This is a genomic window from Rhodobacter sp. P2_H5, from assembly GCF_056403335.1.
Genome location: NZ_JBFUFS010000010.1, coordinates 152,574 through 175,578, shown reverse-complemented (window position 1 = coordinate 175,578; position 23,005 = coordinate 152,574). Strand labels below are relative to the sequence as shown.

At 66.1% G+C, this 23,005-nt stretch carries 24 protein-coding genes; 16 read left to right on the top strand and 8 right to left on the bottom strand.

What is annotated here, in order from left to right; all coding sequences use genetic code 11:
• Positions 1–178 precede the first annotated feature (178 nt).
• From tpiA to AC1DVR_RS15145, 3 genes are all read left to right on the top strand, one after another.
• Entirely contained in the window at positions 179–922 is a 744-nt protein-coding gene (gene tpiA / locus AC1DVR_RS15155; RefSeq protein ID WP_478001430.1) for a triose-phosphate isomerase, read from the top strand.
• A 76-nt stretch (positions 923–998) separates the two neighbouring features.
• Positions 999–1,910, top strand: coding sequence for a DMT family transporter (locus AC1DVR_RS15150; RefSeq protein WP_478001429.1), 912 nt, complete (start codon positions 999–1,001; stop codon positions 1,908–1,910).
• Positions 1,907–3,079, top strand: a complete 1,173-nt coding sequence (locus AC1DVR_RS15145; protein ID WP_478001428.1) for a cytochrome P450 — start codon at positions 1,907–1,909, stop codon at positions 3,077–3,079. The genes AC1DVR_RS15150 and AC1DVR_RS15145 overlap by 4 nt, the downstream gene beginning before the upstream one ends.
• A 155-nt stretch (positions 3,080–3,234) precedes the next feature.
• On the opposite strand, the gene AC1DVR_RS15140 is transcribed toward AC1DVR_RS15145, so the two are convergent.
• The gene (locus tag AC1DVR_RS15140) at positions 3,235–3,696 is read right to left on the bottom strand and encodes an Lrp/AsnC family transcriptional regulator (protein ID WP_478001427.1); all 462 of its coding nucleotides are present in this window, start codon (positions 3,694–3,696) and stop codon (positions 3,235–3,237) included.
• Between the two features lie 133 nt (positions 3,697–3,829).
• Here AC1DVR_RS15140 and cobA point away from each other — a divergent pair, with 133 nt between their 5' ends.
• The 6 genes from cobA (at position 3,830) to AC1DVR_RS15110 (ending at position 8,609) form a co-directional block, all read left to right on the top strand.
• Positions 3,830–4,603 carry a uroporphyrinogen-III C-methyltransferase gene (cobA, locus tag AC1DVR_RS15135; protein ID WP_478001426.1) on the top strand — a complete coding sequence of 258 codons (774 nt, stop codon included), beginning with the start codon at positions 3,830–3,832 and terminating at the stop codon, positions 4,601–4,603.
• The gene (locus AC1DVR_RS15130; protein WP_478001425.1) at positions 4,600–4,908 is read left to right on the top strand and encodes a DUF2849 domain-containing protein; all 309 of its coding nucleotides are present in this window, start codon (positions 4,600–4,602) and stop codon (positions 4,906–4,908) included. Before cobA ends, AC1DVR_RS15130 begins: the two co-directional genes overlap by 4 nt.
• Positions 4,901–6,571 carry a nitrite/sulfite reductase gene (locus AC1DVR_RS15125; protein ID WP_478001424.1) on the top strand — a complete coding sequence of 557 codons (1,671 nt, stop codon included), beginning with the start codon at positions 4,901–4,903 and terminating at the stop codon, positions 6,569–6,571. The genes AC1DVR_RS15130 and AC1DVR_RS15125 overlap by 8 nt, the downstream gene beginning before the upstream one ends.
• Positions 6,561–7,322: a phosphoadenylyl-sulfate reductase gene (locus AC1DVR_RS15120; RefSeq protein WP_478001423.1), complete on the top strand. Its 762-nt coding sequence runs from the start codon at positions 6,561–6,563 to the stop codon at positions 7,320–7,322. Before AC1DVR_RS15125 ends, AC1DVR_RS15120 begins: the two co-directional genes overlap by 11 nt.
• A complete protein-coding gene (locus AC1DVR_RS15115; RefSeq protein ID WP_478001422.1) occupies positions 7,319–7,723 on the top strand; it encodes a DUF934 domain-containing protein in 405 nt (134 codons plus the stop codon). The genes AC1DVR_RS15120 and AC1DVR_RS15115 overlap by 4 nt, the downstream gene beginning before the upstream one ends.
• A gap of 67 nt (positions 7,724–7,790) precedes the next feature.
• Positions 7,791–8,609 carry a ferredoxin--NADP reductase gene (locus tag AC1DVR_RS15110; protein WP_478001421.1) on the top strand — a complete coding sequence of 273 codons (819 nt, stop codon included), beginning with the start codon at positions 7,791–7,793 and terminating at the stop codon, positions 8,607–8,609.
• Between the two features lie 49 nt (positions 8,610–8,658).
• Here AC1DVR_RS15110 and AC1DVR_RS15105 read toward each other — a convergent pair whose 3' ends face one another.
• Both AC1DVR_RS15105 and AC1DVR_RS15100 read right to left on the bottom strand, forming a co-directional pair.
• Complete coding sequence (locus AC1DVR_RS15105) at positions 8,659–9,642, bottom strand: capsular polysaccharide export protein, LipB/KpsS family (RefSeq protein WP_478001420.1); 984 nt, start codon at positions 9,640–9,642, stop codon at positions 8,659–8,661.
• Positions 9,643–9,826: 184 nt separating this feature from the next.
• Complete coding sequence (locus AC1DVR_RS15100; protein ID WP_478001419.1) at positions 9,827–10,348, bottom strand: hypothetical protein; 522 nt, start codon at positions 10,346–10,348, stop codon at positions 9,827–9,829.
• Positions 10,349–10,534: 186 nt separating this feature from the next.
• Between AC1DVR_RS15100 and infC the strand changes: the two genes are divergently transcribed.
• From infC to AC1DVR_RS15085, 3 genes are all read left to right on the top strand, one after another.
• Positions 10,535–11,074 carry a translation initiation factor IF-3 gene (gene infC / locus AC1DVR_RS15095; protein WP_478001431.1) on the top strand — a complete coding sequence of 180 codons (540 nt, stop codon included), beginning with the start codon at positions 10,535–10,537 and terminating at the stop codon, positions 11,072–11,074.
• Positions 11,075–11,181: 107 nt separating this feature from the next.
• Positions 11,182–11,544: an ArsR/SmtB family transcription factor gene (locus AC1DVR_RS15090; protein WP_478001418.1), complete on the top strand. Its 363-nt coding sequence runs from the start codon at positions 11,182–11,184 to the stop codon at positions 11,542–11,544.
• Positions 11,516–11,971, top strand: a complete 456-nt coding sequence (locus AC1DVR_RS15085; RefSeq protein ID WP_478001417.1) for an SRPBCC family protein — start codon at positions 11,516–11,518, stop codon at positions 11,969–11,971. The genes AC1DVR_RS15090 and AC1DVR_RS15085 overlap by 29 nt, the downstream gene beginning before the upstream one ends.
• Positions 11,972–12,026: 55 nt before the next feature.
• Here AC1DVR_RS15085 and AC1DVR_RS15080 read toward each other — a convergent pair whose 3' ends face one another.
• From AC1DVR_RS15080 to pyrC, 3 genes are all read right to left on the bottom strand, one after another.
• The gene (locus AC1DVR_RS15080) at positions 12,027–13,523 is read right to left on the bottom strand and encodes a replicative DNA helicase (RefSeq protein WP_478001416.1); all 1,497 of its coding nucleotides are present in this window, start codon (positions 13,521–13,523) and stop codon (positions 12,027–12,029) included.
• A gap of 280 nt (positions 13,524–13,803) precedes the next feature.
• Positions 13,804–14,481, bottom strand: coding sequence for an orotate phosphoribosyltransferase (locus AC1DVR_RS15075; RefSeq protein ID WP_478001415.1), 678 nt, complete (start codon positions 14,479–14,481; stop codon positions 13,804–13,806).
• 102 nt (positions 14,482–14,583) lie between these two features.
• Positions 14,584–15,624: a dihydroorotase gene (gene pyrC, locus AC1DVR_RS15070; protein ID WP_478001414.1), complete on the bottom strand. Its 1,041-nt coding sequence runs from the start codon at positions 15,622–15,624 to the stop codon at positions 14,584–14,586.
• Positions 15,625–15,720: 96 nt separating this feature from the next.
• Between pyrC and AC1DVR_RS15065 the strand changes: the two genes are divergently transcribed.
• Complete coding sequence (locus tag AC1DVR_RS15065) at positions 15,721–16,128, top strand: lysozyme inhibitor LprI family protein (RefSeq protein WP_478001413.1); 408 nt, start codon at positions 15,721–15,723, stop codon at positions 16,126–16,128.
• A gap of 41 nt (positions 16,129–16,169) precedes the next feature.
• Here AC1DVR_RS15065 and AC1DVR_RS15060 read toward each other — a convergent pair whose 3' ends face one another.
• Entirely contained in the window at positions 16,170–17,099 is a 930-nt protein-coding gene (locus tag AC1DVR_RS15060; protein ID WP_478001412.1) for a phosphoadenosine phosphosulfate reductase, read from the bottom strand.
• Between the two features lie 172 nt (positions 17,100–17,271).
• A complete protein-coding gene (locus tag AC1DVR_RS15055; RefSeq protein WP_478001411.1) occupies positions 17,272–18,270 on the bottom strand; it encodes a glycosyltransferase family 2 protein in 999 nt (332 codons plus the stop codon).
• Between the two features lie 75 nt (positions 18,271–18,345).
• Here AC1DVR_RS15055 and AC1DVR_RS15050 point away from each other — a divergent pair, with 75 nt between their 5' ends.
• The 3 genes from AC1DVR_RS15050 (at position 18,346) to AC1DVR_RS15040 (ending at position 22,921) form a co-directional block, all read left to right on the top strand.
• Positions 18,346–19,230: an MBL fold metallo-hydrolase gene (locus tag AC1DVR_RS15050; protein WP_478001410.1), complete on the top strand. Its 885-nt coding sequence runs from the start codon at positions 18,346–18,348 to the stop codon at positions 19,228–19,230.
• 234 nt (positions 19,231–19,464) lie between these two features.
• The gene (locus tag AC1DVR_RS15045) at positions 19,465–21,765 is read left to right on the top strand and encodes an OmpA family protein (protein WP_478001409.1); all 2,301 of its coding nucleotides are present in this window, start codon (positions 19,465–19,467) and stop codon (positions 21,763–21,765) included.
• 169 nt (positions 21,766–21,934) lie between these two features.
• Positions 21,935–22,921, top strand: coding sequence for an XdhC family protein (locus tag AC1DVR_RS15040; protein WP_478001408.1), 987 nt, complete (start codon positions 21,935–21,937; stop codon positions 22,919–22,921).
• Positions 22,922–23,005 lie beyond the last annotated feature (84 nt).

The following is a 23,005-nucleotide window of genomic DNA, read 5'->3' as shown; positions in this document are numbered from 1 at the left end:
TCATTGGTCCATAAATATCCCACGGGGGGCGCGGGGGGTGTGAAACCCCCCGCTCTTCACGGGGGGTCTGGGGGGCGTGAAGCCCCCCAGCCGGGTCCGCCGAGCGCCCTCCCCCGTAATCCCCCTTCCCAAGCCGATGCCTTTTGGCTACCCCTCTGGCACCAATATGGAGGGGCAGATGAAGAAACTCGCAGCAGGCAACTGGAAGATGAACGGCACCCGGGCGGCGCTGGCCGAACTGGCGGCTCTGGTGGCGGCGCACCCGGCCCCGGCCTGCGAGATGCTGATCTGCCCGCCCGCCACCCTGATCGCCGCCGCCAGCGCCGCGGCCAAAGGCTCGGTCCTGAAGATCGGCGCGCAGGATTGCCATGCCAAGGCCTCCGGCGCCCATACCGGCGACATCTCCGCCGCCATGCTGGGCGATGCGGGCGCCACCCATGTCATCCTCGGCCATTCCGAGCGCCGCGCCGACCATGGCGAGACCGATGCCATGGTCAAGGCCAAGGCCGAGGCGGCCCTTGCCGCCGGCCTGATCGCGATCGTCTGCGTCGGCGAGACCGAGGCGCAGCGCGATGCCGGCGACACGCTGGCCCATTGCGGCAGCCAGCTCGAACTGTCCCTGCCCCAGGGCGCCACCTCGGCCAATCTGGTGATCGCCTATGAACCGGTCTGGGCCATCGGCACCGGCCGCACCCCCACGCTCGACCAGATCGCCGAGGTCCATGCCGCCCTGCGCGCAGGCCTCCTGCGCGCCCTGGGCGAGGACGGCCAGGGTGTGCGCATCCTCTACGGCGGCTCGGTCAAACCCTCGAACGCGACCGAGATCTTCGCGGTCAAGGATGTCGACGGGGCCCTGGTCGGCGGGGCGAGCCTGAAGGCCGCCGATTTCGGCGCCATCGTCGCCGCCCTTTCGGCGGCCTGACCCCCGAAACCCCTAAACGACACCCCGGGTCGCATCCGGCGCAGAGCGCGCCCTGCGGCCCGGCTAGGTTCCCCCCATGTCCTTAGCCATTGCCCCCCCGCGCAGCGCGCTTGTCGCGAACCTGATCTGCCTTGCCTCGATGCTGACCTGGGCCGCAGGCCTGCCGGCGGCGCAGCTGGTCATTCCGCTGATCCCGCCGGTCACGCTGACGGCGCTGCGCGCCTCGCTGGCCGCGGCCTTCCTGATCCCGCTCTGGATCGCGATGGAGGGCACCCGGCCGCTCAGATCAGCCAACTGGGGCAAGGGCATTCTGGTCGGCGGCATCTGCATCGGCCTCGGTGCCGTGCTGCTGGTGATCGCACAGGCCAAGACCGACCCGGTCACCGTCGCCGTCATCACCGCGATCATGCCGGTAATCGGCATCGCGCTGGAGGTGATGCTGGAGGGCCGCCGCCTGACGATTGCCCTGATCCTCGGCCTTGGCCTCAGCCTGTTCGGCGGTTTCATGGCTTACGGCGCCGGCATGGGCTCGATGAAGCTGGGGCTCGGGGCGCTCGCGGCCTTCACCTCGGTCCTGGCCTTCACCTGGGGCTCGCGTGCCACGGTGACCGCCTTTCCCACGCTGACCCCGCTCGGCCGCACCGCCATCACCGTAACCGGCGCCGCCATCCTGATGAGCCTGGTGGCGCTGATCTACAGCGCGCTCGGCGGCCCCGCCACGCAATGGGACGCGATGGGTCTGCCGCAGTGGTCGGCGCTGATGCTGTTCGGCGTGGGGTCGCTCGCGATCAGCCAGGTCCTGTGGATCATGGCGGTGGGCCAGCTCGGCATCGGGCTGTCGTCGCTGCACATGAACGCGGTGCCCTTCTATGTGATGATCATCATGTTCGCGCTTGGCGCCGGCTGGAACTGGCCGCAGGCCTATGGCGCGGTGATCGTGGCGATTGGCGTGCTGATCGCGCAGGGGCTGATCCGGTTGCCCAGATGATCACCCTCTCGCAATCCCCCAGCGATCCGGCCTTCGTCCAGAACCCCTATGCCTTCTACGCGCAGGCTCGCAAGTCCGGCGCCTTCTTCCGCTGGGCCGAATATGACCGGGTCTGCACCGGCAAGGCCGCCGCCTGCAACGCGATCTTCCGCGACCGCCGCTTCGGCCGCGAGGCCCCGGCCGAACTGGCGCCGGTGATCCCCGGCCACCTGGGACCCTTCTACGCCGTCGAAGCCCATTCGATGCTGGAGCTGGAGCCGCCGCGCCACACCCGCCTGCGCAGCCTCGTCCTGCGCGCCTTCACCTCGCGCCGGATCGAGGGGCTGCGCCCCGAAATCGCCGCCCTGACCCATGACCTGATCGACGCCTTCCCGGCGGGAGATTTCGACCTCTTGGCCGAGTTCGGCCAGAAACTCCCGGTCATCATCATCGCCCGCCTGCTCGGCGTGCCGGAGGAGATGGCGCCAGACCTGCTCAAATGGTCCAACGCGATGGTGGCGATGTATATCGCCGGCCGCGACCGCGCCCGCGAAGACCGCGCCATCGAAGCGACCGAGGCCTTCGTCGCCTTCCTGCGCGCCTATGTCGAAAAACGCCGCGCCGCCCCCGCCGATGACCTGATCACCCACCTCATCGCCGCCGAGGCCGAGGGTGATCGCCTGACGACGGACGAACTGATCACCACCTGCATCCTCCTCCTGAACGCCGGCCACGAGGCCACCGTCCACACCATCGGCAATGGCGTCAAACTCCTGCTGGAGACCGGCCAGCAAGCCGCCCTCGCCGATCCCGAAGCCACCGTGGAAGAAATCCTGCGCTTTGACCCGGCGCTGCACATGTTCACCCGCTGGGCCTATGAGGAGGTCGAGGTGATGGGCCACACCTTCCAGCGCGGCGATCAGGTGATCCTGCTCCTTGGCATGGCCAACCGCGACCCCCAGACCTGGGACGCGCCCGAGATCTTCGACCCGACCCGCCCGCTCAAGGCCAATGTCTCCTTCGGCGCCGGATTGCACTTCTGCGTCGGCGCCCCCCTGGCCCGGCTGGAACTTCAGACCGCCCTGCCGATCCTGTTCGAGCGCCTGCCCGGCCTGCACCTGGCCGAACCGCCGCGCTACGGCGACATCTACCACTTCCACGGCCTCAAACGCCTGATGGTGCGCCGCTAAGCCCTTCATCCAGATCCAAATATCCCCGCCGGAGGCAAACCCCAGCCAAGGGAGCCTCCGGCGGGGATATTTTTGCCAAAATGAAATCGCAAGAGCGCGGCCCCCCTGTCACCGCGGCGGCCGGTAGGATGGGCAATCTGCCCATCTTCTGGAGGTCACAGCGGCAGGGCCGTGGTCATCTTGATTTCTTCCATGCTCAGAAGCGCCGTCACGTTGTAGATCTTCACCTCGGCGATCAGCGCCTGGTAGAAGGCGTCATAGGCGCGGGCATTCTTGACCCAGACTTTCAGGATGTAATCGACGTCGCCGGCCAGGCGATGCGCTTCCAGCACCTCGGGGCGGCGGCGGACCACGTCGAGGAAGCGTTTCTCCCAACCCACCTCATGTTCCGAGGTGCGGATCAGCACGAAGAAACAGGCCTCGAGCCCCAGCCCCTCGGGGTCGCAGATCGCCGTGGTGCGCTTGATGATCCCGGCGTCGCGCATCCGCTTGATCCGGTTCCACACCGGGGTCTTGGAAGAGCCGACCTTGCGGGCGATTTCGTCCAGCGACTGCTCGGCATCGGTCTGCAATTCGCCAAGGATCTTCCGGTCCAACTCGTCCACCTGGGCCGCCATTCCACCATTCCCCCCAAACGCAGAACCGCGTTCCATTTCGCCCGACTATCAGAACAAACGTCCTTATTGGCAAGGGCGTATGGTGCAGGCATGGGAAAATATTCTATATTGAGTCAGGAAATCGAGGGATCCGATGTCAGACCTGCCGCACTTCACCCCTGCCCTTGCCGCCGTCACCTTCGTGGGGGCCGGTCCCGGCTCTGCGCTGCATCTGACCCTCGGCGCCTTTCGCGCCCTGCAGGGTGCCGATGTGGTCATCCATGACCGCCTGGTGGGCGCCGAGGTTCTGGCCCTGATCCCTTCCACCACCCGCCGCATCGACGTGGGCAAGGAGGGTTTCGGCCCCTCCACCGCGCAATCCGAGATCAACGCGCGGATCGTCGCCGAGGCGCTAACCGGCGCCCGCGTCGTCCGCCTCAAGGGCGGCGACTGCGGCATCTTTGCCCGCCTCGACGAAGAGATCGAGGCGCTGGAGGCCGCGGGCCTGCCCTTCGCCATCCTGCCCGGCCTGACCTCGGCCAGTGTGGCCGCCGCCAGCATCGGCCAAAGCCTGACCCGGCGCGGCCGCAATGCCTCGCTCCGCATCGTCACCGGCCATGACATGGCGGGCTTTGCCGATCAGGACTGGCGCGGCATGGCGCGGGCGGGCGAGGTCACCGCGATCTACATGGGCAAGAAATCCGCCCGCTTCATCCAGGGCCGCCTGATGATGCATGGCGCCGCCGCAGAAACCCCGGTGACCCTGGTCGAAAACGTCTCGCGTCCCGATCAGCGGATCCTGGCCGCCACCCTTGCCACATTGCCCGAAGCGGCCCAGTCGCTTGAAGGCCCCGCCGTCATCCTTTATGGCCTGCAACCACGCCGGGCTGCCGATGCCCTGACCCAGCTGAAAGAGGCACAAGCATGAGCCGCCAGTTCACTCCCAAAGTCGTCACTGCCAACCGCCTGCGCGAAGGCGATGTCGTCTACCTGACCGCCGATGACCGCTGGTCGCCGCTGCACCGCGAGGCCGAGCTGATCACCGACGAGGCGCATGCCCAGATCCGGCTTTTGCACGCCGCGGCACAGAAGCTTCTGGTCGTGGGCGCCTATCTGGCCGATGCCAAGCCGGGCGCCGAAGGCCCCGAGCCGATCCACTTCCGCGAGGCCTTCCGCACGCGCGGCCCCTCGAACTACAACCATGGCAAGCAGGCGGATTACGACCATGTATGATTACACCGATTTCGACGAGGCCTTCGTCCGCACCCGCGTGGCGCAATTCTCCGATCAGGTCGCGCGCCGTCTCGATGGCTCGCTGACCGAGGATGAGTTCCGCCCGCTGCGCCTGATGAACGGGCTCTACCTGCAACTGCATGCCTACATGCTGCGGGTGGCCATTCCCTATGGCACGATCAATCCGCGCCAGATGCGCCAGCTTGCCTATATCGCCGACACCTGGGACAAGGGCTACGGCCACTTCACCACGCGGCAGAACATCCAGTTCAACTGGCCGAAACTGCCGGACGTGCCGGCGATCCTGTCGGCCTTGGCCGATGTCGGCATGCATGCGATCCAGACCTCGGGCAACACAGTGCGCAATGTGACCGCCGACCACTTCGCCGGCGCCGCCGCGGACGAGATCGAAGACCCGCGCCCCTATGCCGAGCTTCTGCGCCAATGGTCCACCGACCATCCGGAGTTCCAGTTCCTGCCGCGCAAGTTCAAGATCGCCATCACCGGCAGCCCGCATGACCGCGCTGTCACCGCGGCGCATGACATTGGCCTGCGCATGACCAAGAACGCCGCGGGCGTGCCGGGCTTTGAGGTTTTCGTCGGTGGTGGCCTTGGCCGCACCCCGATGATCGGCCATCTGGTCCGCAGTTACCTTCCGATCGAAGACCTGCTGCCCTATGTCGAATCCGTCCTCAGCGTCTACAACACGCTGGGTCGGCGCGACAACAAGTACAAGGCCCGCATCAAGATCACCCTGTTCGAGACCGGTCAGGCCGAACTGACCCGGATGATCGAGGAGCGCTTCGCCGAGGTGCGCCCGCTGTTTGGCGGCGCCGACCAGAAACTTCTGGCCGACATCCGCGCCGCCTTTGCCCAGCCGGATCTCAAGACCGCGCCGATCGACGGCTATGAGGCCTTCTACAAGGCCGACCCGGTGTTCCGCTCCTGGGCCGACACCAACCTGGCCGCCCACCGCAAGGATGACCATGCCATCGTCACCGTCTCGGTCAAGGCACCGGGCGAGACGCCCGGCGACGCCTCCTCCGATCAGATGAGGGTCATCGCGGATCTGTCGGAAAAATATGGCTATTCCGAACTGCGTATCAGCCACGAGCAGAACGTGATCCTGCCGCATGTCCACAAGGGCGACCTGCCCGCCGTCCATGCAGCGCTGGCGCAGGTCGGTCTGGCCACGGCCAACGTGGGCCTGCTGTCCGATATCATCGCCTGCCCCGGCATGGATTATTGCGCGCTGGCCACGGCACGCTCGATCCCGGTCGCACAGGAAATCGCCACCCATTTCGAAGCCCTGAAGCTGGAGCACGAAATCGGTCCCCTGAAGATCAAGATCTCGGGCTGCATCAACGCCTGCGGCCACCACCATGTCGGCCATATCGGCATCCTCGGCCTGGACCGCGCCGGGGTCGAGAACTACCAGATCACCCTTGGCGGTGACGGCACCGAACGCGCCGCCATCGGCGAGAAGACCGGACCGGGCTTTGCCTATGACGAGATCGTGCCCGCGATCGAACGTATCCTGCGCGCCTATCTGGGTCTGCGGACCCACCAGGAGGAAACCTTCCTCGACACCTTCCGCCGCGTCGGGATGGAGCCGTTCAAGGCCGCGCTCTATCCGACGGAAGGCGAAAAGGATGCCGCATGATCTGCACCAGGGCCCGGTCGCCGAACGGGTGGCCGCGCTCAATGCCCGCTACCGTCACCATTCGGCGACGGCAGTGGTCGAACATGCGCTGAAGGACCATGATCTGGGCAAGGTCGCCCTGGTCTCCTCCTTCGGCGCCGAATCGGTCGTGCTGTTGCATCTGGTCTCGGTCATAGCGCCCGAGACGCCGGTGCTGTTTGTCGACACCCAGATGCTGTTCGCCGAGACGCTGGCCTATCAGCAAGAGCTGGCCGAGAAGCTGGACCTGCGCGACCTGCGCGTGATCCGCGCCAAGCCCGCAACGCTGGATTTCGAGGATCCCGACGGCACGCTGCACCAGTTCAACACCGATGCCTGCTGCGCGATCCGCAAAGTCGAGCCGCTGGAACGGGCGCTATCGGAGTTCGACGGCTGGATCACCGGGCGCAAGCGCTATCAGGGCGCCAGCCGCCAGGCGGTGGAGTTCTTCGAGAATGAGGGCGACCTCAGGATCAAGGTCAATCCTCTGGCCCATTGGGGCCGCGAGGATATCGAGGAATATATGGTCAACAACCGCCTGCCGCGCCATCCTCTGGTCGCCAAAGGCTATCCGTCGATCGGCTGCGCGCCGTGCACCACACCTGTGAAACCGGGTGAAGATCCCCGCGCAGGCCGTTGGCGCAACACGGAAAAAGTTGAATGCGGCATCCATTTCATCAATGGCAAGGCCGTCCGCATTCCCCTGCAGCCCACTGAGGAGTCCGCCGCATGAGCGTGATCGTCACCGACACGGGCTTTGCGCCCGCCGCCGCCGTCGAGGCGGTCAAACTCGCCGAGATCGCCAGCCACAAGGGCGTGCTGGATCTGGCGCATACCGATGATCCCGCGCTGGTCGAACCCTATCTGGCGAGCCTCACGCTGATCCGCGTGGCCTTCCCGTCGTTCAGCGACGGGCGGGCCTTCACCATCGCGCGCCGCCTGCGGATGGCGGGCTACAGCGGCAAGCTGCGCGCCCAGGGGCCGGTCATCGCCGATCAATATGCCATGGCCCGCCGCGTCGGCTTTGACGAGGTCGAGATCCCCGACGACCTCGCCGCCCGCCAGCCCGAGGCGCAATGGCTGTTCCGCGCCGACTGGAAAGCGCATGATTATCTGGCACGGCTGAAGGCCTAGAAAACTCTTCCCAAAGCCGGAATCCCTGCCTATAATTGTTCGTATACAAATGATCGAAGTGAGCGCCATGACCGACGCGATGCCATCCGCCGCCCCCGCCAAACCGCATCTGCCCGACGCCCAGACCGTGACCGCGGTCACCCATTGGACCGACCGGCTGTTCTCGTTCCGGGTGACGCGACCGAAAAGCCTGCGCTTCCGCTCGGGCGAGTTCGTGATGATCGGCTTGATGAATGACAACGGCAAGCCCCTGCTGCGCGCCTATTCGATCGCCTCGCCGGCCTGGGACGAGGAGTTGGAGTTCTACTCGATCAAGGTGCCGGACGGCCCGCTGACCTCGCGGCTGCAGCATATCAAGGTCGGCGACGAGATCATCCTGCGCCCGAAACCGGTAGGTACGCTGGTGCATGACGCGCTGCTGCCTGGCCGGCGGATCTGGTTCCTGGCCACCGGCACCGGCTTTGCCCCCTTCGCCAGCCTGCTGCGCGAGCCCGAGACCTACGAGAAATACGATCAGGTCATCATGATGCACACCTGCCGCGAAGTGGCGGAGCTGGATTATGGCCGCACGCTGGTCGAAAGCCTGAAGGACGACCCGCTGATCGGCGAGATGGTCGGCGACAAGCTGAAATACTATCCGACCACGACACGGGAAGCCTTCCCGCACATGGGGCGGATCACCGACAACCTGACCTCGGGCAAGGTCTTCGCCGACCTCGACCTGCCGCCGATGAACCCCGAAGACGACCGCGCCATGGTCTGCGGCTCCTTGGCCTTCAACCACGACGTCAAGGCGGTGCTGGAGAAGTTCGGCCTGCACGAAGGCGCCAATTCCGAGCCCCTGGAATTCGTGGTCGAAAAGGCCTTCGTCGGCGACGGGATCTGACCTCAGACGCAAGTACCCAAATTTTCGCAGAAAATTTGTGCGTGGCCGGTCAGGCCGCGCGGAAACGCTCCAATGGGAAACCCGCCGCGGCAAAGCGCGCCCAGATCGCGGCTTCCAGCCCCGGCGTGCCCAGCCGCAGGCAATGGCGCAGGAAATACCAGGCGAGGTACTGGGCATAGCCGCCCTTGCGCGCCAATTGCGCCTCCAGAACGGCCGGGAAATCCTCGGGCTGGTGCACCCTTCCGGCGAAATGGTGGAAATCAGACTGTCCGAACAGGACGGCGGGCCTGCGGTGCAAGAAGCCCTCCAGCGCCACGGTCGAGTTGATCGACACGGTGGCGGCGCAATCCTTGAGGATGTCATGCACATTGGCATCGGTCAGCGTCACCCGCGTGTCGCCGTGCAGGCGGGCGTGCAGCTCGGCCAGGGTGAAGGGGTTTTTCACCAGGGGATGCGGCTTGACCACGATCGGGCGGTCGCCGGCCTGGGCCAGAACCGCATCGAGCATCGCCAGATCGTCATAGGTCGTCACCGCCTGCTTGATCGGATATTCACCCTGCAGAAACACCGCCAGCGCGCCTTTGGGCAGCGCGGTGCTCTCGGCCTTCTGCCCGTATTTCGACAGGCGCCGGTCCACCATCCGGGCGCGCTGGGTGTCAAAGAAGCTTTTCGCCCGGGCAAAGGGCATCGAGCCCGGCTCATATTCCAGCGCCCCGATCGAGGACAGGGCCTTGGTGCCCAAGGGATCGAGGTGCCAGAACTCCCAGAAATAGGCGACGCCGGCATTCAGCACGCCTGCGGCCCGGATCGAGCGGTCGTCGATGATGTGCAGATTGCCATCGGCAAAGCGGTCGTCGCTGACCTGGCGGGTCGCGCGGGTCAGGTCGTCGGCGCGGGGCCGGATCTGCAGCGCGATGCCCTCGGCCCGGGCCAGGTCGCGGATCACCCGGTAAAGCCGCAAATGCCGCCCGCTCAGGTCCGGCGGAGCGGTCTCCGGCAGGTGCAGCACGATGGCAGGCGGGGGATGAGGCACGAAAGCGAGGTCCTTTGAGCGCGGGCGGTCTTCTCCCGCCCGACCATAGCCGGGGCCGTGGCCGGATGCGCGCGAAAAAGGCCGCAGCCCCAAAGAACTGCGGCCTCGAAGAATTGCGGCCTGGCGGATGAGGGCCACCCGGGTGGCTCCGGTGGCGACCCCCGAAGGGGCCGCCGGGGCGGGCTTACATGCCCAGAGCTTTCTGAACGGCAGCGACGGCTTCCGGCACTTTGGTCGCGTCGGTGGCGGCTGCGGCCACCGAAGCCTTCAGCGAGGCCTTGGTCGCATCGTCCAGCGAGGAAGCGTCGATCAGCGCGGTCACTTTGACAGCATCGAACTTGGTCGGGTCGAGCGTCGCCATCATCTCGGTCATCGAGGGCGCAGCGGTGGTGGCTGCGGCCCCTGCGGCGGCAGCGGCTGCGGCATCGGCGGCGGCCTTGTCTGCAGCGGCCTTGTCGGCGGCGGCCTTGTCGGCGGCGGCTTTGTCGGCGGCGGCCTTCTCGGCGGCGGCGGCATCGGCGGCGGCTTTGTCAGCAGCGGCCTTGTCGGCGGCGGCCTTGTCGGCAGCAGCCTTGTCAGCGGCGGCTTTGTCGGCGGCCATCTGGGCCTCGTGCTGCGCTTCGGCCATCTTGTTGGAATTGTACTTGTAGTAAACTCCGGCGGCAGCCGCGATCACGATGATGGCGAGGATTACGTTTCTGTTCATTTTAGTCTCCCTAAACCGGCGGTTAAACACGCTGCGGCCATATGACAGACGATACCACCGAAGGAAAGCCTTGGGAAAGGCTTTGCAGAAGGTGCCAAGTGCCGCTTTGCCCACGCCTATTGGGTTGAAGCTTGCGTCGAGGAGGTCTATCTTGCGCCATCATAACAACGATGAAGGACCACAACCATAGCACGCCGCCCTCACAACGCTCCGCCGCAACGCGAAACCGGCCCGCGTATCAATGACCGCATTCGCTCGCCCGAAATCCGCCTGATCGGCGCGGATGGCGAGAATGTGGGTGTCGTGACCCCCGCGCGCGCGATGGCCATGGCCGAGGAAGCGGGTCTGGATCTGGTCGAGATTTCGCCCACCGCCGAACCGCCGGTCTGCAAGATCATGGACTTCGGCAAGTACAAGTATGAGCAGCAGAAACGCGAGGCCGAGGCCCGCAAGAAGCAGCACATCATCGAGATCAAAGAGATCAAGTTCCGCCCCGGCACCGACACCAATGACTACGACGTCAAGATGCGCTCGGTCCTGAAATTCCTGGACGAGGGCGACAAGGTCAAGGTGACCCTGCGCTTCCGTGGCCGCGAAATGGCCCACCAGGAGCTGGGTCTGGCCCTGCTGCACCGCGTCGCAGCCGATGTCGGCGACAACGGCAAGGTCGAATCGATGCCGCGCCTCGAAGGCCGCCAGATGGTGATGATGATCGGGCCGAAGTAAGCCCCTCTCCCACAGCCAAAAGAACCGGGGCCGTCTGGCCCCGTTTTTTTATCGCATCATTCCACCTTTTGGTTGACCGACTCGGCGGGGTCGGCTAATTCAACTATATGGTTGAACAACACCCTAAACCCGACCTGACCGAGATATTGAAGGCTGCCAGCGACCCGTCGCGGCGCGCGATCCTGACGCTTCTGGCGCAAGCCGGGCCGACCCGCGTGACCGAGATTGCCGCAAGGTTCGAGATGAGCCTCAACGCCGTCTCCAAGCATATCAAGGTTCTGGAGGCCGCCGGGCTGGTCAGCCGTCGCACGCTCTGGCGCGAACATCTGATCGAAGTGCAGCTCGGCCCTCTGTCCGAAGTGGACAGATGGTTCCGCCAGCTTCGCTCGATCTGGGACCTGCGGCTGGAGGCCCTGTCCGATCTTTTCGAGGAGAAAAAGGATGAACGAGATGACCCCGACCGAAGTTGACCCCGATACGCTGAGCCTGACCCTGCAACGCCATATCAAGGCCCCGGTGGACCGGGTCTATGCCGCCTGGCTCGACCCCGCCACCCTGACCCGTTTCATGAGCAATTGTCAGGGCATGAGCCTCGCCGCCGCCGAAACCGACCCCCGCGTCGGCGGCCGCTTCCTTCTCGGCATGAACACCGGCAGCCGCGTGATCGATCACCGCGGCACCTATCTGGAACTGGTGCCGCACAGCCGCATCGCCTTCACCTGGGAATCGGAATACTCCACCATCGAAGGCAGCCGCGTGACGCTGGACCTTGTGCCCGAGGGCGATGGCACCCTGCTGACCCTGACCCATGTCCGCTTTGCCAACGCAGACAGCCGCGATGGCCACAGCGGCGGCTGGGCCACCATCCTCGACGGTCTGGTCAAGACCAACCTCTGAAACGCAAAACGCCGCCCCGCAACGGGCGGCGTTCTGATCTGTCGCGGCGCGGGCCTTAAAACCCCGGATCGCCACCGCCGCCACCCTGCCACTTCTGCGCCAGGTTGCCAAAGCGGGTGAAGCGGCCTTCAAAGCTCAGCTCGACTGAGCCGATCGGCCCGTGGCGCTGCTTGCCGATGATGACCTCGGCCTTGCCATGGACGTTCTCCATGATGGTCTGCCACTGCGCCATCTTTTCCAGCTCATGGTCGCCGGGCTTCTCGCGTTCCTTGTAGTATTCATCGCGGTAGACGAACATCACGACGTCGGCGTCCTGCTCGATCGAGCCGGATTCGCGCAGGTCGCTGAGCTGCGGCCGCTTGTCCTCGCGGCTTTCCACCGCCCGCGACAGCTGCGACAGGGCGATGACCGGGATGTTCAGCTCCTTGGCGATGGCCTTGAGCCCTTGGGTGATTTCCGAGACTTCCTGCACCCGGCTTTCCTTGGACGAGCCTTTCAGGAGCTGCAGATAGTCCACCACGATCAGATCCAGCCCATGGGTCCGCTTCAACCGCCGCGAGCGCGCCGCGACCTGAGAAATCGGCAAGGCCGGCGTGTCGTCGATGTAAAGCGGGCAGCTTTCCAGCGATTTGGCGGCCTCAACAAAACGTCGGAACTCCTGCTCGGTCATGTCGCCGCGGCGGATCTGCTCCGAGGGCACTTCCGAGGCTTCCGAAAGGATCCGCGCCGCCAGCTGTTCCGCGCTCATTTCAAGGCTGAAGAACCCGACCGCCCCGCCCTCGATCGTGCCTTCGCTGCCGTCCGGCATCCGGCCACGCTTGTAGGCCTTGGCGATGTTGAAGGCGATGTTGGTGGCGAGCGAGGTCTTGCCCATCGAAGGCCGCCCGGCGAGGATCAGAAGGTCGGAGGGGTGGAGGCCGCCGAGCTTCTTGTCCAGATCAATCAGCCCGGTCGAAATCCCCGCCAGGCCGCCGTCGCGCTGATAGGCGGCGTTGGCCACGTTGACGGCCTCGGTCACGGCCTTCAAAAAGCTTTGAAATCCGCGCTCTGCGACGCCTTGTTCACCCAGTTTGTAAAGCCGCTGCTCGGCCTCGATGATCTGCTCGCGCGGCTCGGAGTCGACCTCGACCTTGCCCGCCCGCGCGGCGATGTCGCGGCCAAGCCCGATCAGCTCGCGCCGTACCGCCAGATCATAGATCATCTGGGCATAATCGCGCGCCGCATAGGCCGAGATCGCAGCCCCGGCCAGACGCACCAGATAGGCCGGCCCGCCCAGTTCCTTCAGCCCCGGATCATCCTCGAAGAACGGCTTCAAGGTCACGGGGCTCGCCAGAGCATTCTTCTGGATCCGCGCCGCCATACGCTCAAAGATGCGCTGGTGAACCGGGTCGAAGAAGTGCTCGGCCTTGACCAGGCTCGAGACCCGGTCATAGACCTCGTTGTTGGTCAGAATGGCGCCCAGAAGCTGCTGCTCGCCCTCGATGTTGTGCGGCATCGCCTCGGTTTCGGGAACCGCAGGCAAAACCTGCCGCAGCGTGGCCACTTCATTCATGCTCGTCCCCATTTCTTATTATGCCTGCGACATAGCCCCCGGACCGGCCCACCGGCAAGCCATGAACAAGTCGGTGGATAAGTCCCGGACAAGACTCATGCCAGACCCTCACCCTACCACATCTGGCGGTCAAATGGGCAAGGAAACCCCATAGTCACGATTCGGACCGGCAGTTATCCCCAAAATGCCCACAGAAGCATCCCCCGCTTTCCCTTGCGCTTTGCCGAAATACTCTCGGGGGGTGCAGGGGGGCAGACAGCCCCCCTGCGGCCGGGACAGATCACTTCGCCCGGGCAGCCTGCCAGGCGCGCGGGTCACGCAGGAAGGCTTCAACCTCGCTCAACGTCGCTTCGTCAAAGGCACCCTGGGCGCGGGCTTCGGCCAGAACGTCCCACCAGGTGCAAAGATGGTGCAGGGCCACACCGTGATCGGCGAGCTTGCCCACGGTTTCCGGGAAAATACCGTAGTAGAAGATCACCGCGGTATGGGCGCAGGTCGCCCCGGTCTCGCGGATCGCATCGACGAAGGAGAGTTTCGAGCCGCCATCCGTCGTCAGATCCTCGACCAGAAGCACGCGCTGGCCGGGGGTCATGGCGCCCTCGATCCGGGCGTTGCGGCCATAGCCCTTGGGCTTCTTGCGCACATAGGTCATCGGCAGGGCCAGACGCTCGGCCACCAAAGCCGCGAAGGGAATCCCCGCCGTCTCGCCGCCGGCGATGTTGTCGAATGCCTCCATCCCGGCATCGCGCAGCACGGTGGCCGAAAGGAAATCCATCAGCACCGAGCGGATGCGCGGATAGGAGATCAGCTTGCGGCAGTCGATATAGGTCGGCGAGGGCAGGCCCGAGGCGAGCGTGAAGGGCGTCTCGGCGTTGAAATGCACCGCCTTGATCTCCAGAAGGGCGCGGGCGGTCAGGCGGGCGATTTCCTCTTTCGGGGGGAAGCTTGCAGGGATCATGCTCTCTCTCTTTGCGCTTTCATTTTGGTGCAAATATCCCCCGCGGAGCGTCCGGCAGCAGCCGAAAGAGCCTCCGGCGGGGATATTTTCGCCAAAATGAAATCAGCTTGCCACGCGCCAGAAGACGGGGAAGCCGGGGTTGAAGACGGTGACCGGGCCTTGGCCCGAGGCGATCTTTTCGGGGAAGCTGCTGGCTTCGGGCGCCTTGACCAGGGTCAGGGTCGCGTCGTTGGGCGGCAGGCCGTAGAAGGCGGCGCCGTTGAGGCTGGTGAAGGCTTCGAGCTTGTCGAGGGCGCCTTCCTCATCAAAGACATGGGCGAGAAGCGGCATGGTGTTGGTGGCGGTGAAGCAGCCGGCGCAGCCGCAGGCGTGTTCCTTCAGCGCATCGGTATGGGGCGCGCTGTCGGTGCCGAGGAAAAAGCGCGGGCTGCCGGAGGTGGCGGCACGGCGCAGCGCCAGGCGGTGCTTCTCTCGTTTAGCGACCGGCAGGCAGTAGTAGTGCGGCTTGATCCCGCCCACGAGGATATGGTTGCGGTTGATGATCAGGTGGTGCGTCGTGATCGTAGCGGCGAGGTTGGCGCCCTCGGCGGCATAGGCGACACCTTCCTCGGTGGTGATATGCTCCATCACCACGCGCAGTTCGGGCAGGCTGCGGCGCAAGGGGTCCAGAACCGTGTCGATGAAGACGGCCTCGCGGTCGAAGATATCGACCTCGGGCGTCGTCACCTCGCCATGGGTGCAAAGCGGCAGGCCGATTTGGGCCATCTTTTCCAAGACCGGCATCACCTTGGTGAAATCGCGCACCCCGCCGTGGGAATTGGTCGTGGCGCCCGCGGGGTAGAGTTTCACCGCCTTCACGAGGCCGGAGGCCGCGGCGGCGGCCACGTCGGCCGGGTCGGTGTCCTCGGTCAGGTAAAGGGTCATCAGGGGTTCAAACGCGGCACCCTCCGGCAGGGCGGCGAGGATGCGGTCGCGGTAGGCCGCGGCCTGCGCCCCGGTCACCACCGGCGGCACGAGGTTGGGCATGATGATCGCGCGGGCGAAATCGCGGGCGGATTCGGGGGCGACCGCCGCCAGCATCGCGCCATCGCGCAGATGCAGGTGCATGTCGTCGGGGCGGCGGAGGGTGAGGTTCTGGTGCATGGCCCCGCCCTAGCGCAAGGTCCACCGAATTTCCAGTGGGATTGCGCCGAACCGATCGCGCGGTCTAGGATCAAACCTCCTTTGGAGACCTTTGTGATGAAAGCCTTTGCCGCCCTGCGTCTTGCCCTCTGCGCCCTGCCCTTTCAGACGCAGGCCCTGCGCGCGCAGGAGGTCGATTGCGCCAATGCCACCGCCCAGGTCGAGATGACCTATTGCGCCGAACAGGACTGGAACGCCGCCGATGCCGCCCTGAACGCGGCCTACAAGCAGGCCATGGCCCTGATGAAGCAGACCGACCAGCAGCTCGACCCCGCCGATCAGGGCGCGGCCCTGGCCCTGCGCAACGCCCAACGCGCCTGGGTCACCTTTCGCGATGCCACCTGCGCCGCCGAGGGCTGGGCCTATCACGGTGGCTCGGCCGAGCCGATGGTGATCTATGCCTGCCGGGCGCGGGTCACCCAGAGCCGGGCTGAAGAGCTGGACAATATGGCGGCGGCAGACTGATGCCCGCAGACTGACTCGCGCAGCCTGGGCACCCCAAGTCCTCAGCCTTGGCTTTGCGCCGGCGGGGTCAGTTCGGCCAGGCGCCGCTTGAAGCGGTTCTGGTTCAGCCGCGTCACGACATTGCGGCAGAGCATCGCCTCGCGCGCAGGGTGCGAGGCGGTCGCGGCCTGCAGCTGGCGCAGATAGGCGGTATCGCCGCGCCGGTTGCGCCAGAGCGCGCCGAAGCGGGTGCCGTCCAGCCCGCCCTCCATCGCCGCCACGATCAGGTGGTTCAGGATGCCGAGCCGGGCAAAGCTCGCCTCAAGGTCGGGGCCGCCGAAGCGGGCGGTCAGGTGCGAGATATGGGGCGCGTGGAACAGGGCGGCCTGCATCGCATCGGCCGGGCTCACCGGATCGCAGATCACCGTGGCGGCCAGCGCGCCTTCCAGCATGTCCGGCGCGAAACCGAACCGCGAGGTGAAATCGAGCCGCCGTGCCGAGCGGTAGCGCTGCTCCCACGAGGCGAGGCCCGGGTTCAGCGTGGCCACCGGGTTGACCAGAAGCACCCTCGACCCCGGCGAGGCGATCGAGAACGCCGCCGCCGCATGGCCTGAGGGGCCGGCGCCGTAAAACAGCACGCGGTCGAAATCCTCAAAGAAGCCATCGTCGATCAGGCGGTCGACATGGGCATAGACCTCAGGGTCGCGGTACCAGGGCCCGGCCTGCGACAGAAGACACAGATGCGACCAGTCACATTCGTCGGCCACATCCATCCCGACCGGCAGCTTGCGCGGCCGGCTGCTCGCCGACTCGAAACTGTCGAAGCTGACCAGAAGAGTCGTGGAATTGTCGAGGAACAGCGCCTTGTGCTGCGCGCCCACGGCGTGGAAATGGCCAGCCTCTTCCCCGATGGCGGCCAGAATGCCAAGCCATTCCTCCTGCGACGTCGCCGCTGAGGCATCCAGCATCAGGTCGCTGTCAAGATCCATCATACCAACTGTCACTTTACCGAATGCACAAAACCCGAAGCCGCATGGCCGCTCACCTCAGCCGCAATTGCCGAGCTTTGTCGTAGCGCCCCGATCCCCTTCGGTTCAACAAAATAAGTCTTTGGATTGCGGGCTTTGGCGGAACAGTGCCGGGGCATTGTTGACGCGCCTCCGTTTATCGGCGGTATTGCTGCAAAAGCGCCGCCTCGCGCGCGGTCAGGCTGCGGCTCGGGCCGGTCATCAGAAGGCGGCCGAAGAGGGCGCGCCAGGGCTCCTCCTCCATCAGGGCGGCGAAACGCGCCTTGCGCCAGGCCACCGCCTGGGCGTGCAGGGGTGCCAATACCTGATCGACGCGCAATTCCGCCCGCAGATCGCCCGAGGCCAGGGCGGCAATCGATCGGTCCTCGACCTCGCAAAGGTTGCGCTCCACCCAATAGCCCATGTCGAAGGCCGAAGCCTCGCGGTTGGCGCGGCCCCGGTCGCATTTGACGAGGTAGCTTTCGGCCGACCCCAGCGCGTAGTGGTTGAGCTGTACCAGACGGTAATTGTCCTGCCGGTAGTCCGAGAACAGCCTTTGCCCCAGCGCCACCTCGCGCCCCGATCCGTCGAACCAGCGCGCCTCGGTCCCCGGCGCGGGCGATTTCGGGCGGTGGACGCCCAGCTTGCGGAAGAGTGCCGGGCGGAACAGCGTCTTGAACATCTGCGCCCGCCAGGGCCAGGCGAGGGTCACCGGGGCGGCCTTGTGAAAGACCTCGGTCACCGGGCGGTCCTCGTAGGCCACCACCCCGGCATTGCCGAACATCCGCCAGGTCAGGGTGATGGCATCCGCCTCCGGGACGGCCGCCAGAAGGTCGGGCAGACGGCGGGCGCCGACATGGATGTTCACATATTCATCAATGTCGGAAAACAGCACCCAATCGGCCTGCCGCACCAGAGGATGCTTGTCTGCCGCCTTCAGCGCCGCCCATTGCGGGCCTTCGGCATGGGGGCCGTCGTTGCGGACATGGCTCAGCCAGCCCAACGCCTGCAGCCGGTCGAGCATGGCATCGGTGCCATCGGCGCAGTCGTTGGAATAGACCAGCACATCGCTGAACCCGCAGGCGCGATGATGGGCGAGCCAGTCCAGAAGGAAGGCCGCCTCGTTCTTGACCGTCAAAACCAGAGTGGCGCGCATCTCGAAGGCCTAGCATCCCGCACCCTGCCGCGCAAACACCTTGACCATCCGCGCCCGCCCCCGCACCTTGGCGCCATGACCCAGCACCTGCGCATCAGCGAACCGCATCCCGGCCTTCTGGCCTTTTATGATGGCCGCATCCCCGGCCACCGCTTCATGGCAGAGGACAACTGGGTCGATGACGGGGCGATCTCGCTGGGGGTCGCCTCCTATGCGCTGATCCGCGGGGCCGAGGCGCTGGTCTATGACACCCATGTCTCGCTGCCCCACGCCCGGGCCATCCGCGCCGCGCTGGAGGCGCGCGGGGTCACGCGCTTTACCGTGGTCCTGTCGCATTGGCATCTGGACCATGTGGCCGGCACCGAGGTTTTTGCCGACAGCCCGGTGATCGCGAATGCGCTGACCCTGGCGCATCTGACCCGCCACCGCGCCGCGATCGAGAATGGCAGCCTCAAGGGCCTGCCCGTCATCGCCCCCCTGATCCTGCCCGACCGGGTGTTTTCCGGCCAGATGACGCTGGACCTTGGCGGCACAAAGGTCGTGCTGATCGAGGCCAATATCCATTCCGACGATGCCACCCTGCTGTGGCTCCCCGAGACCGGGGTGCTTCTGGCCGGCGATACGGTCGAGGACAGCGTGACCTATGTCGGCGAGCCTGCCGATTTTGCCACCCATCTGGAAGATCTGGACCGGCTGGCCGCCCTCAATCCGCGCTTTGTGCTGCCCAACCACGGCGCGGCCGAGACGATCGCGGCGGGCGGCTATGGCCCGGGCCTCTTGACCGCGACGCAGGCCTATATCCGCTGGCTGCAGGGCCTGCAGCACGACCCGGCCCGTGCAGATATGCCGCTGTCCGAGGTGATCGGCGCCGATACCGCCGCCGGCACCCTGCGCTATTTCGCACCTTACGAGGTGGTCCACGCCCAGAACATCCGCCGCACCCTGGCGCTTTGGGCGTAAACCCCGCCGCCCGGCAAAGCATGGGGCGGCAGACTGGCGCATTCTCGCCTAAAGGGGCGCCGGACATGGGCTTTCATCACGTCGATATCGCATATCAGCCCGAAAAACCGGCTAGTGACGCCATGCAATCGGCAAGAATCGGGCCCTTTGCAAATATGCACGGACAGTTGGGGAACGTCTTGCCGACTGGCGCGTTTGTGCCGCGACTGTCCCTTCACTTCGAAAGGTGTGCGAATGAGAAGACTGATCAACACAACCACGATCCTGTCGCTGGCGCTTTATGTCGTGCCGCCCTTTGCGGCGCAGGCTGAAGACCTGCAGAAGGTGACCGTGGGTGACAAAGAGGTGATCTGCCTGCCCAACAAGGCCGCAGCCTGCCCTGACGGCGCCTTTTGCGTGATCGCGAAAAACCCGAACAATTGCCAGACCAATGCCGACAAGGCCGTGGCCGAGGGCAAGGCTTCGGCGGGTGTCTCGGCAGACGCCGCCGTGACGGCGGACACTTCGGCAACCGATCAGGCGGCAAGTGATCAGGCCATGGCCGACAAACTCGCCGCGGACAATGCCGCTGCCGAGGCTGCCGCTGCCGCGAAAGCCGCCGCTGACCAGGCTGCTGCCGACAAGGCCGCTGCCGATCAGGCCGCCGCTGACCAGGCGACGGCTGCCAAGGACGCGGCCGACAAGGCCGCAGCCGATCAGGCCGCTGCTGAAAAGGCCGCAGCCGACAAAGCCGCTGCCGATCAGGCTGCTGCCGATCAGGCCACTGCTGATGCCGCCGCTGCGACCAAGAAAGCGGTCGCCGACCAAGCTGCCGCCGATCAGGCAGCTGCCGACAAGGCCGCCGCTGATGCCTCGGGCACGGCCACCGCGGATGCGACGATCACCCCGCCGGTGATGAACCCTGAACAAAAGCCGGCCACGACCCCGCCGGTGATGAACCCCGACCAGAAAACCGTCACGGTGGACGGCGTCACGGTCATCTGCCTGCCCAACAAGGCCGCGGCCTGTGCCGAGGGCGATGTCTGCGTCGTGGCGGCCAAGACCGCCAAATGTGAAGAGCTGGCCACCAAGAAGGTCGGCAAGATGACCCCGGCGGAGCTTGCCACCGCGCAAGGCGCTGCCAGCGCCGATGCGACGGCCGGTGCGACCGTTGAGGGCACCACCGCGGCTGACGGCACCACGATGGCTGACGGCACCACGGCGGGCGCCGATCCGACGGTCGTTCTGACCCCGGAACAGAAGGCCGCCAAGAAAGCCGCCAACAAGAAAGCCCGCGAAGAGCAGGCTGCGATGGACAAGGCCAGCATCGCTGCGGCCCAGAAAGCCCAGGAAGACGCCGCCAAAGCCGCGGCCGCCGACCCGAACCTGAAGCCGGTCGAAGCTCCGGTGCCCGATGCCAAGGCCGTCCAGACCCTGGCGACCGTCCTCGACGCCCCGGTGGCCGATCCCTCCGACCCCGGCAAGGCCCCTGAAGTGGCCGCAGCCGCCGGCGAGACCGCCGACCTGACCAAGGCCCCTGCCGATCAACCGGCGCCCAAGGATGCCAAGGTCACCACCGAGACCGTGACCGAAGCCGATACCCGCACCTCGTCGGAAAACTTCTCGGCGGCACCGGCCACGGTGTCCCCGGGCAAGAAATCCGGCCTGTCGGACCTGGAAAAGGTCGGTCTGGTCGCTCTGGGTGCGCTCGCCATCGGCGCCATGCTGAAGGGCAACAAGGAAGTCGTCTCCAACACGGGTGACCGGGTTGTGGTGCGTCAGCCGGACGGCACCTATCAGGTCTACAAGGACGACAACGCCCTGCTGCGCGAGCCGGGCAACAAGGTCACCACGCAAAGCTTCAACGACGGTTCGACCCGTTCGATCGTCGTGCGCGAGGATGGCAGCCAGATCGTCACCGTGCGTGACGCCTCGGGCCGGGTTCTGCAGCGCATCGCCTATGACCGCGATGGCCGTGGCACCGTGCTGATCGACGACCTGCAGCCCGAACAGCGGGTCGATGTGTCCCGTCTGCCCCGCACCCAGCCGCGTGGCAATCTGATCGAGATCGGTCAGAGCGATGCCGACATGCGTGCCGCCCTTGCCGCTTCGAACGCGGTGGATTACGGCCAGAAGTTCTCGCTGCGCCAGATCCGGACCATCTTCGAGGTCCGCAACCTTGCGCCGATGATCGATGTGAACAACATCACCTTCCAGACCGGCTCGGCCGCGATCCAGCCGAGTGAAGCCAAGAAGCTGAACACGCTGGGCGGCTTCATTGCCAAGATGATCCGCAACAACCCCGGCGAAGTCTTCCTGATCGAAGGCCATACCGATGCGGTGGGCTCTGCCGCCTCGAACCTGGCGCTGTCGGACCGTCGTGCGGAATCGGTGGCCAAGGCGTTGACCGAGTATTTCAACGTGCCGCCGGAAAACCTGGTCGTGCAGGGCTATGGCGAATCCGAGCTGAAGGTGGACGTGGCGGGCGACGAGCGGATGAACCGCCGTGTGGCCGTGCGCATCATCACTTCGCTGCTGCGTCAGTCTTCCAACTGAGGTTGCAGGGTTGATGTTGCAGCTGTGAGGTTGCAGCTTTGAGACAGAACGCCGCCGGGTTCGCGCCCGGCGGCGTTTCCTTTTCCGCCGTGCGGGTGCATGCTGGGGCCATGCCCCATCGCGGCGGCCACCGATGACCGCCGCCTTTCCCTGCCGGAAGGAACCCAGGATGTCCGAACCCTCCTTCACCCCCGACCAGATCCCCGAGATCGCCCTCGCCTGGAGCAGCGCCGGGCGCGCGCCCTGGCTTGCCACGGTGATCGAGACCTGGGGCTCTGCCCCGCGGGCGGCGGGCAGCCAGATGGTGGTGGACGCCTCTGGGGCGATGATGGGCTCGGTCTCGGGCGGCTGTGTCGAGGGCGCCGTGGTGGCCGAGGCGCAGGCCGGCGGGGTGGCACGGGTGCTGACCTATGGCGTCTCCGATGACGAGGCCTTTGCGGTGGGCCTCGCCTGTGGCGGCACGATCCGCGTGCTGCTGGTGCCGGTGGCCGAAGAGCCGGGGGCGCTGAGCCCCGCCCTGCTGGCCGACCTGGTCGCCGCCCGCGCCGCCCCGCGTGCCGTGGCGCTGGAGGTGGGCCTGGAGGATTTCGCGCACCGCCTGGTGCCCCTGGGCGCCGACCCGGCCGTCGATGCCCGCCTGCGCGCCGACCGGTCCGGCGTCGAGGAGGGGCGTTTCATCGGCGTCCACAACCCGCCCCTGCGGCTGTTCGTGGTGGGGGCCGTGCAGATCGCGCAAAGCCTGGTGCCGATGGCGCGCGCCTTGGGTCACGCGGTGACGCTGATCGACCCGCGGAGCGCCTTCGGTTCCGCCGCGCGCTTTCCCGGCGAGGCTTTGGTGGAGGAGTGGCCGGACGAGGCCCTGCCCCGCTTCGCCCCCGATGCCCGCAGCGCCATCGTGACGCTGACCCATGACGCCAAACTCGACGACCCGGCGATCGCCTTCGCCCTGCGCGCGCCGGTCTATTACCTCGGCTGCCTCGGCTCGACCCGGACCCATGCGAAAAGGCTGGACCGGCTGCGGGCCCTGGGCTTCACCGAGGCCGATTTCGCCCGCATCCACGCGCCGGCGGGGCTGAACATCGGGGCGAAGTCCCCGGCGGAGATTGCGCTGTCGATCATGGCGGAGATCACCCAGGTGTTGCGCAAGGGGGCCTGACCTGACCGGGGGGCGCTCGGCGGACCCGGCCGGGGCTCTGCCCCGGACCCCGGGATATTTGGGCCAGTATGAAAGGGGGGGCCG

What these genes read in the sequence shown, in the direction of transcription:
- tpiA (WP_478001430.1), top strand. Translation starts at nt 179, where the DNA reads ATGAAGAAACTCGCAGCAGGCAACTGGAAGATGAACGGCACCCGGGCG.
- AC1DVR_RS15150 (WP_478001429.1), top strand. Translation starts at nt 999, where the DNA reads ATGTCCTTAGCCATTGCCCCCCCGCGCAGCGCGCTTGTCGCGAACCTG.
- AC1DVR_RS15145 (WP_478001428.1), top strand. Translation starts at nt 1,907, where the DNA reads ATGATCACCCTCTCGCAATCCCCCAGCGATCCGGCCTTCGTCCAGAAC.
- AC1DVR_RS15140 (WP_478001427.1), bottom strand. Translation starts at nt 3,696, where the DNA reads ATGGCGGCCCAGGTGGACGAGTTGGACCGGAAGATCCTTGGCGAATTG.
- cobA (WP_478001426.1), top strand. Translation starts at nt 3,830, where the DNA reads ATGTCAGACCTGCCGCACTTCACCCCTGCCCTTGCCGCCGTCACCTTC.
- AC1DVR_RS15130 (WP_478001425.1), top strand. Translation starts at nt 4,600, where the DNA reads ATGAGCCGCCAGTTCACTCCCAAAGTCGTCACTGCCAACCGCCTGCGC.
- AC1DVR_RS15125 (WP_478001424.1), top strand. Translation starts at nt 4,901, where the DNA reads ATGTATGATTACACCGATTTCGACGAGGCCTTCGTCCGCACCCGCGTG.
- AC1DVR_RS15120 (WP_478001423.1), top strand. Translation starts at nt 6,561, where the DNA reads ATGCCGCATGATCTGCACCAGGGCCCGGTCGCCGAACGGGTGGCCGCG.
- AC1DVR_RS15115 (WP_478001422.1), top strand. Translation starts at nt 7,319, where the DNA reads ATGAGCGTGATCGTCACCGACACGGGCTTTGCGCCCGCCGCCGCCGTC.
- AC1DVR_RS15110 (WP_478001421.1), top strand. Translation starts at nt 7,791, where the DNA reads ATGACCGACGCGATGCCATCCGCCGCCCCCGCCAAACCGCATCTGCCC.
- AC1DVR_RS15100 (WP_478001419.1), bottom strand. Translation starts at nt 10,348, where the DNA reads ATGAACAGAAACGTAATCCTCGCCATCATCGTGATCGCGGCTGCCGCC.
- AC1DVR_RS15090 (WP_478001418.1), top strand. Translation starts at nt 11,182, where the DNA reads ATGGTTGAACAACACCCTAAACCCGACCTGACCGAGATATTGAAGGCT.
- AC1DVR_RS15085 (WP_478001417.1), top strand. Translation starts at nt 11,516, where the DNA reads ATGAACGAGATGACCCCGACCGAAGTTGACCCCGATACGCTGAGCCTG.
- AC1DVR_RS15080 (WP_478001416.1), bottom strand. Translation starts at nt 13,523, where the DNA reads ATGAATGAAGTGGCCACGCTGCGGCAGGTTTTGCCTGCGGTTCCCGAA.
- AC1DVR_RS15075 (WP_478001415.1), bottom strand. Translation starts at nt 14,481, where the DNA reads ATGATCCCTGCAAGCTTCCCCCCGAAAGAGGAAATCGCCCGCCTGACC.
- pyrC (WP_478001414.1), bottom strand. Translation starts at nt 15,624, where the DNA reads ATGCACCAGAACCTCACCCTCCGCCGCCCCGACGACATGCACCTGCAT.
- AC1DVR_RS15065 (WP_478001413.1), top strand. Translation starts at nt 15,721, where the DNA reads ATGAAAGCCTTTGCCGCCCTGCGTCTTGCCCTCTGCGCCCTGCCCTTT.
- AC1DVR_RS15060 (WP_478001412.1), bottom strand. Translation starts at nt 17,099, where the DNA reads ATGATGGATCTTGACAGCGACCTGATGCTGGATGCCTCAGCGGCGACG.
- AC1DVR_RS15055 (WP_478001411.1), bottom strand. Translation starts at nt 18,270, where the DNA reads ATGCGCGCCACTCTGGTTTTGACGGTCAAGAACGAGGCGGCCTTCCTT.
- AC1DVR_RS15050 (WP_478001410.1), top strand. Translation starts at nt 18,346, where the DNA reads ATGACCCAGCACCTGCGCATCAGCGAACCGCATCCCGGCCTTCTGGCC.
- AC1DVR_RS15045 (WP_478001409.1), top strand. Translation starts at nt 19,465, where the DNA reads ATGAGAAGACTGATCAACACAACCACGATCCTGTCGCTGGCGCTTTAT.
- AC1DVR_RS15040 (WP_478001408.1), top strand. Translation starts at nt 21,935, where the DNA reads ATGTCCGAACCCTCCTTCACCCCCGACCAGATCCCCGAGATCGCCCTC.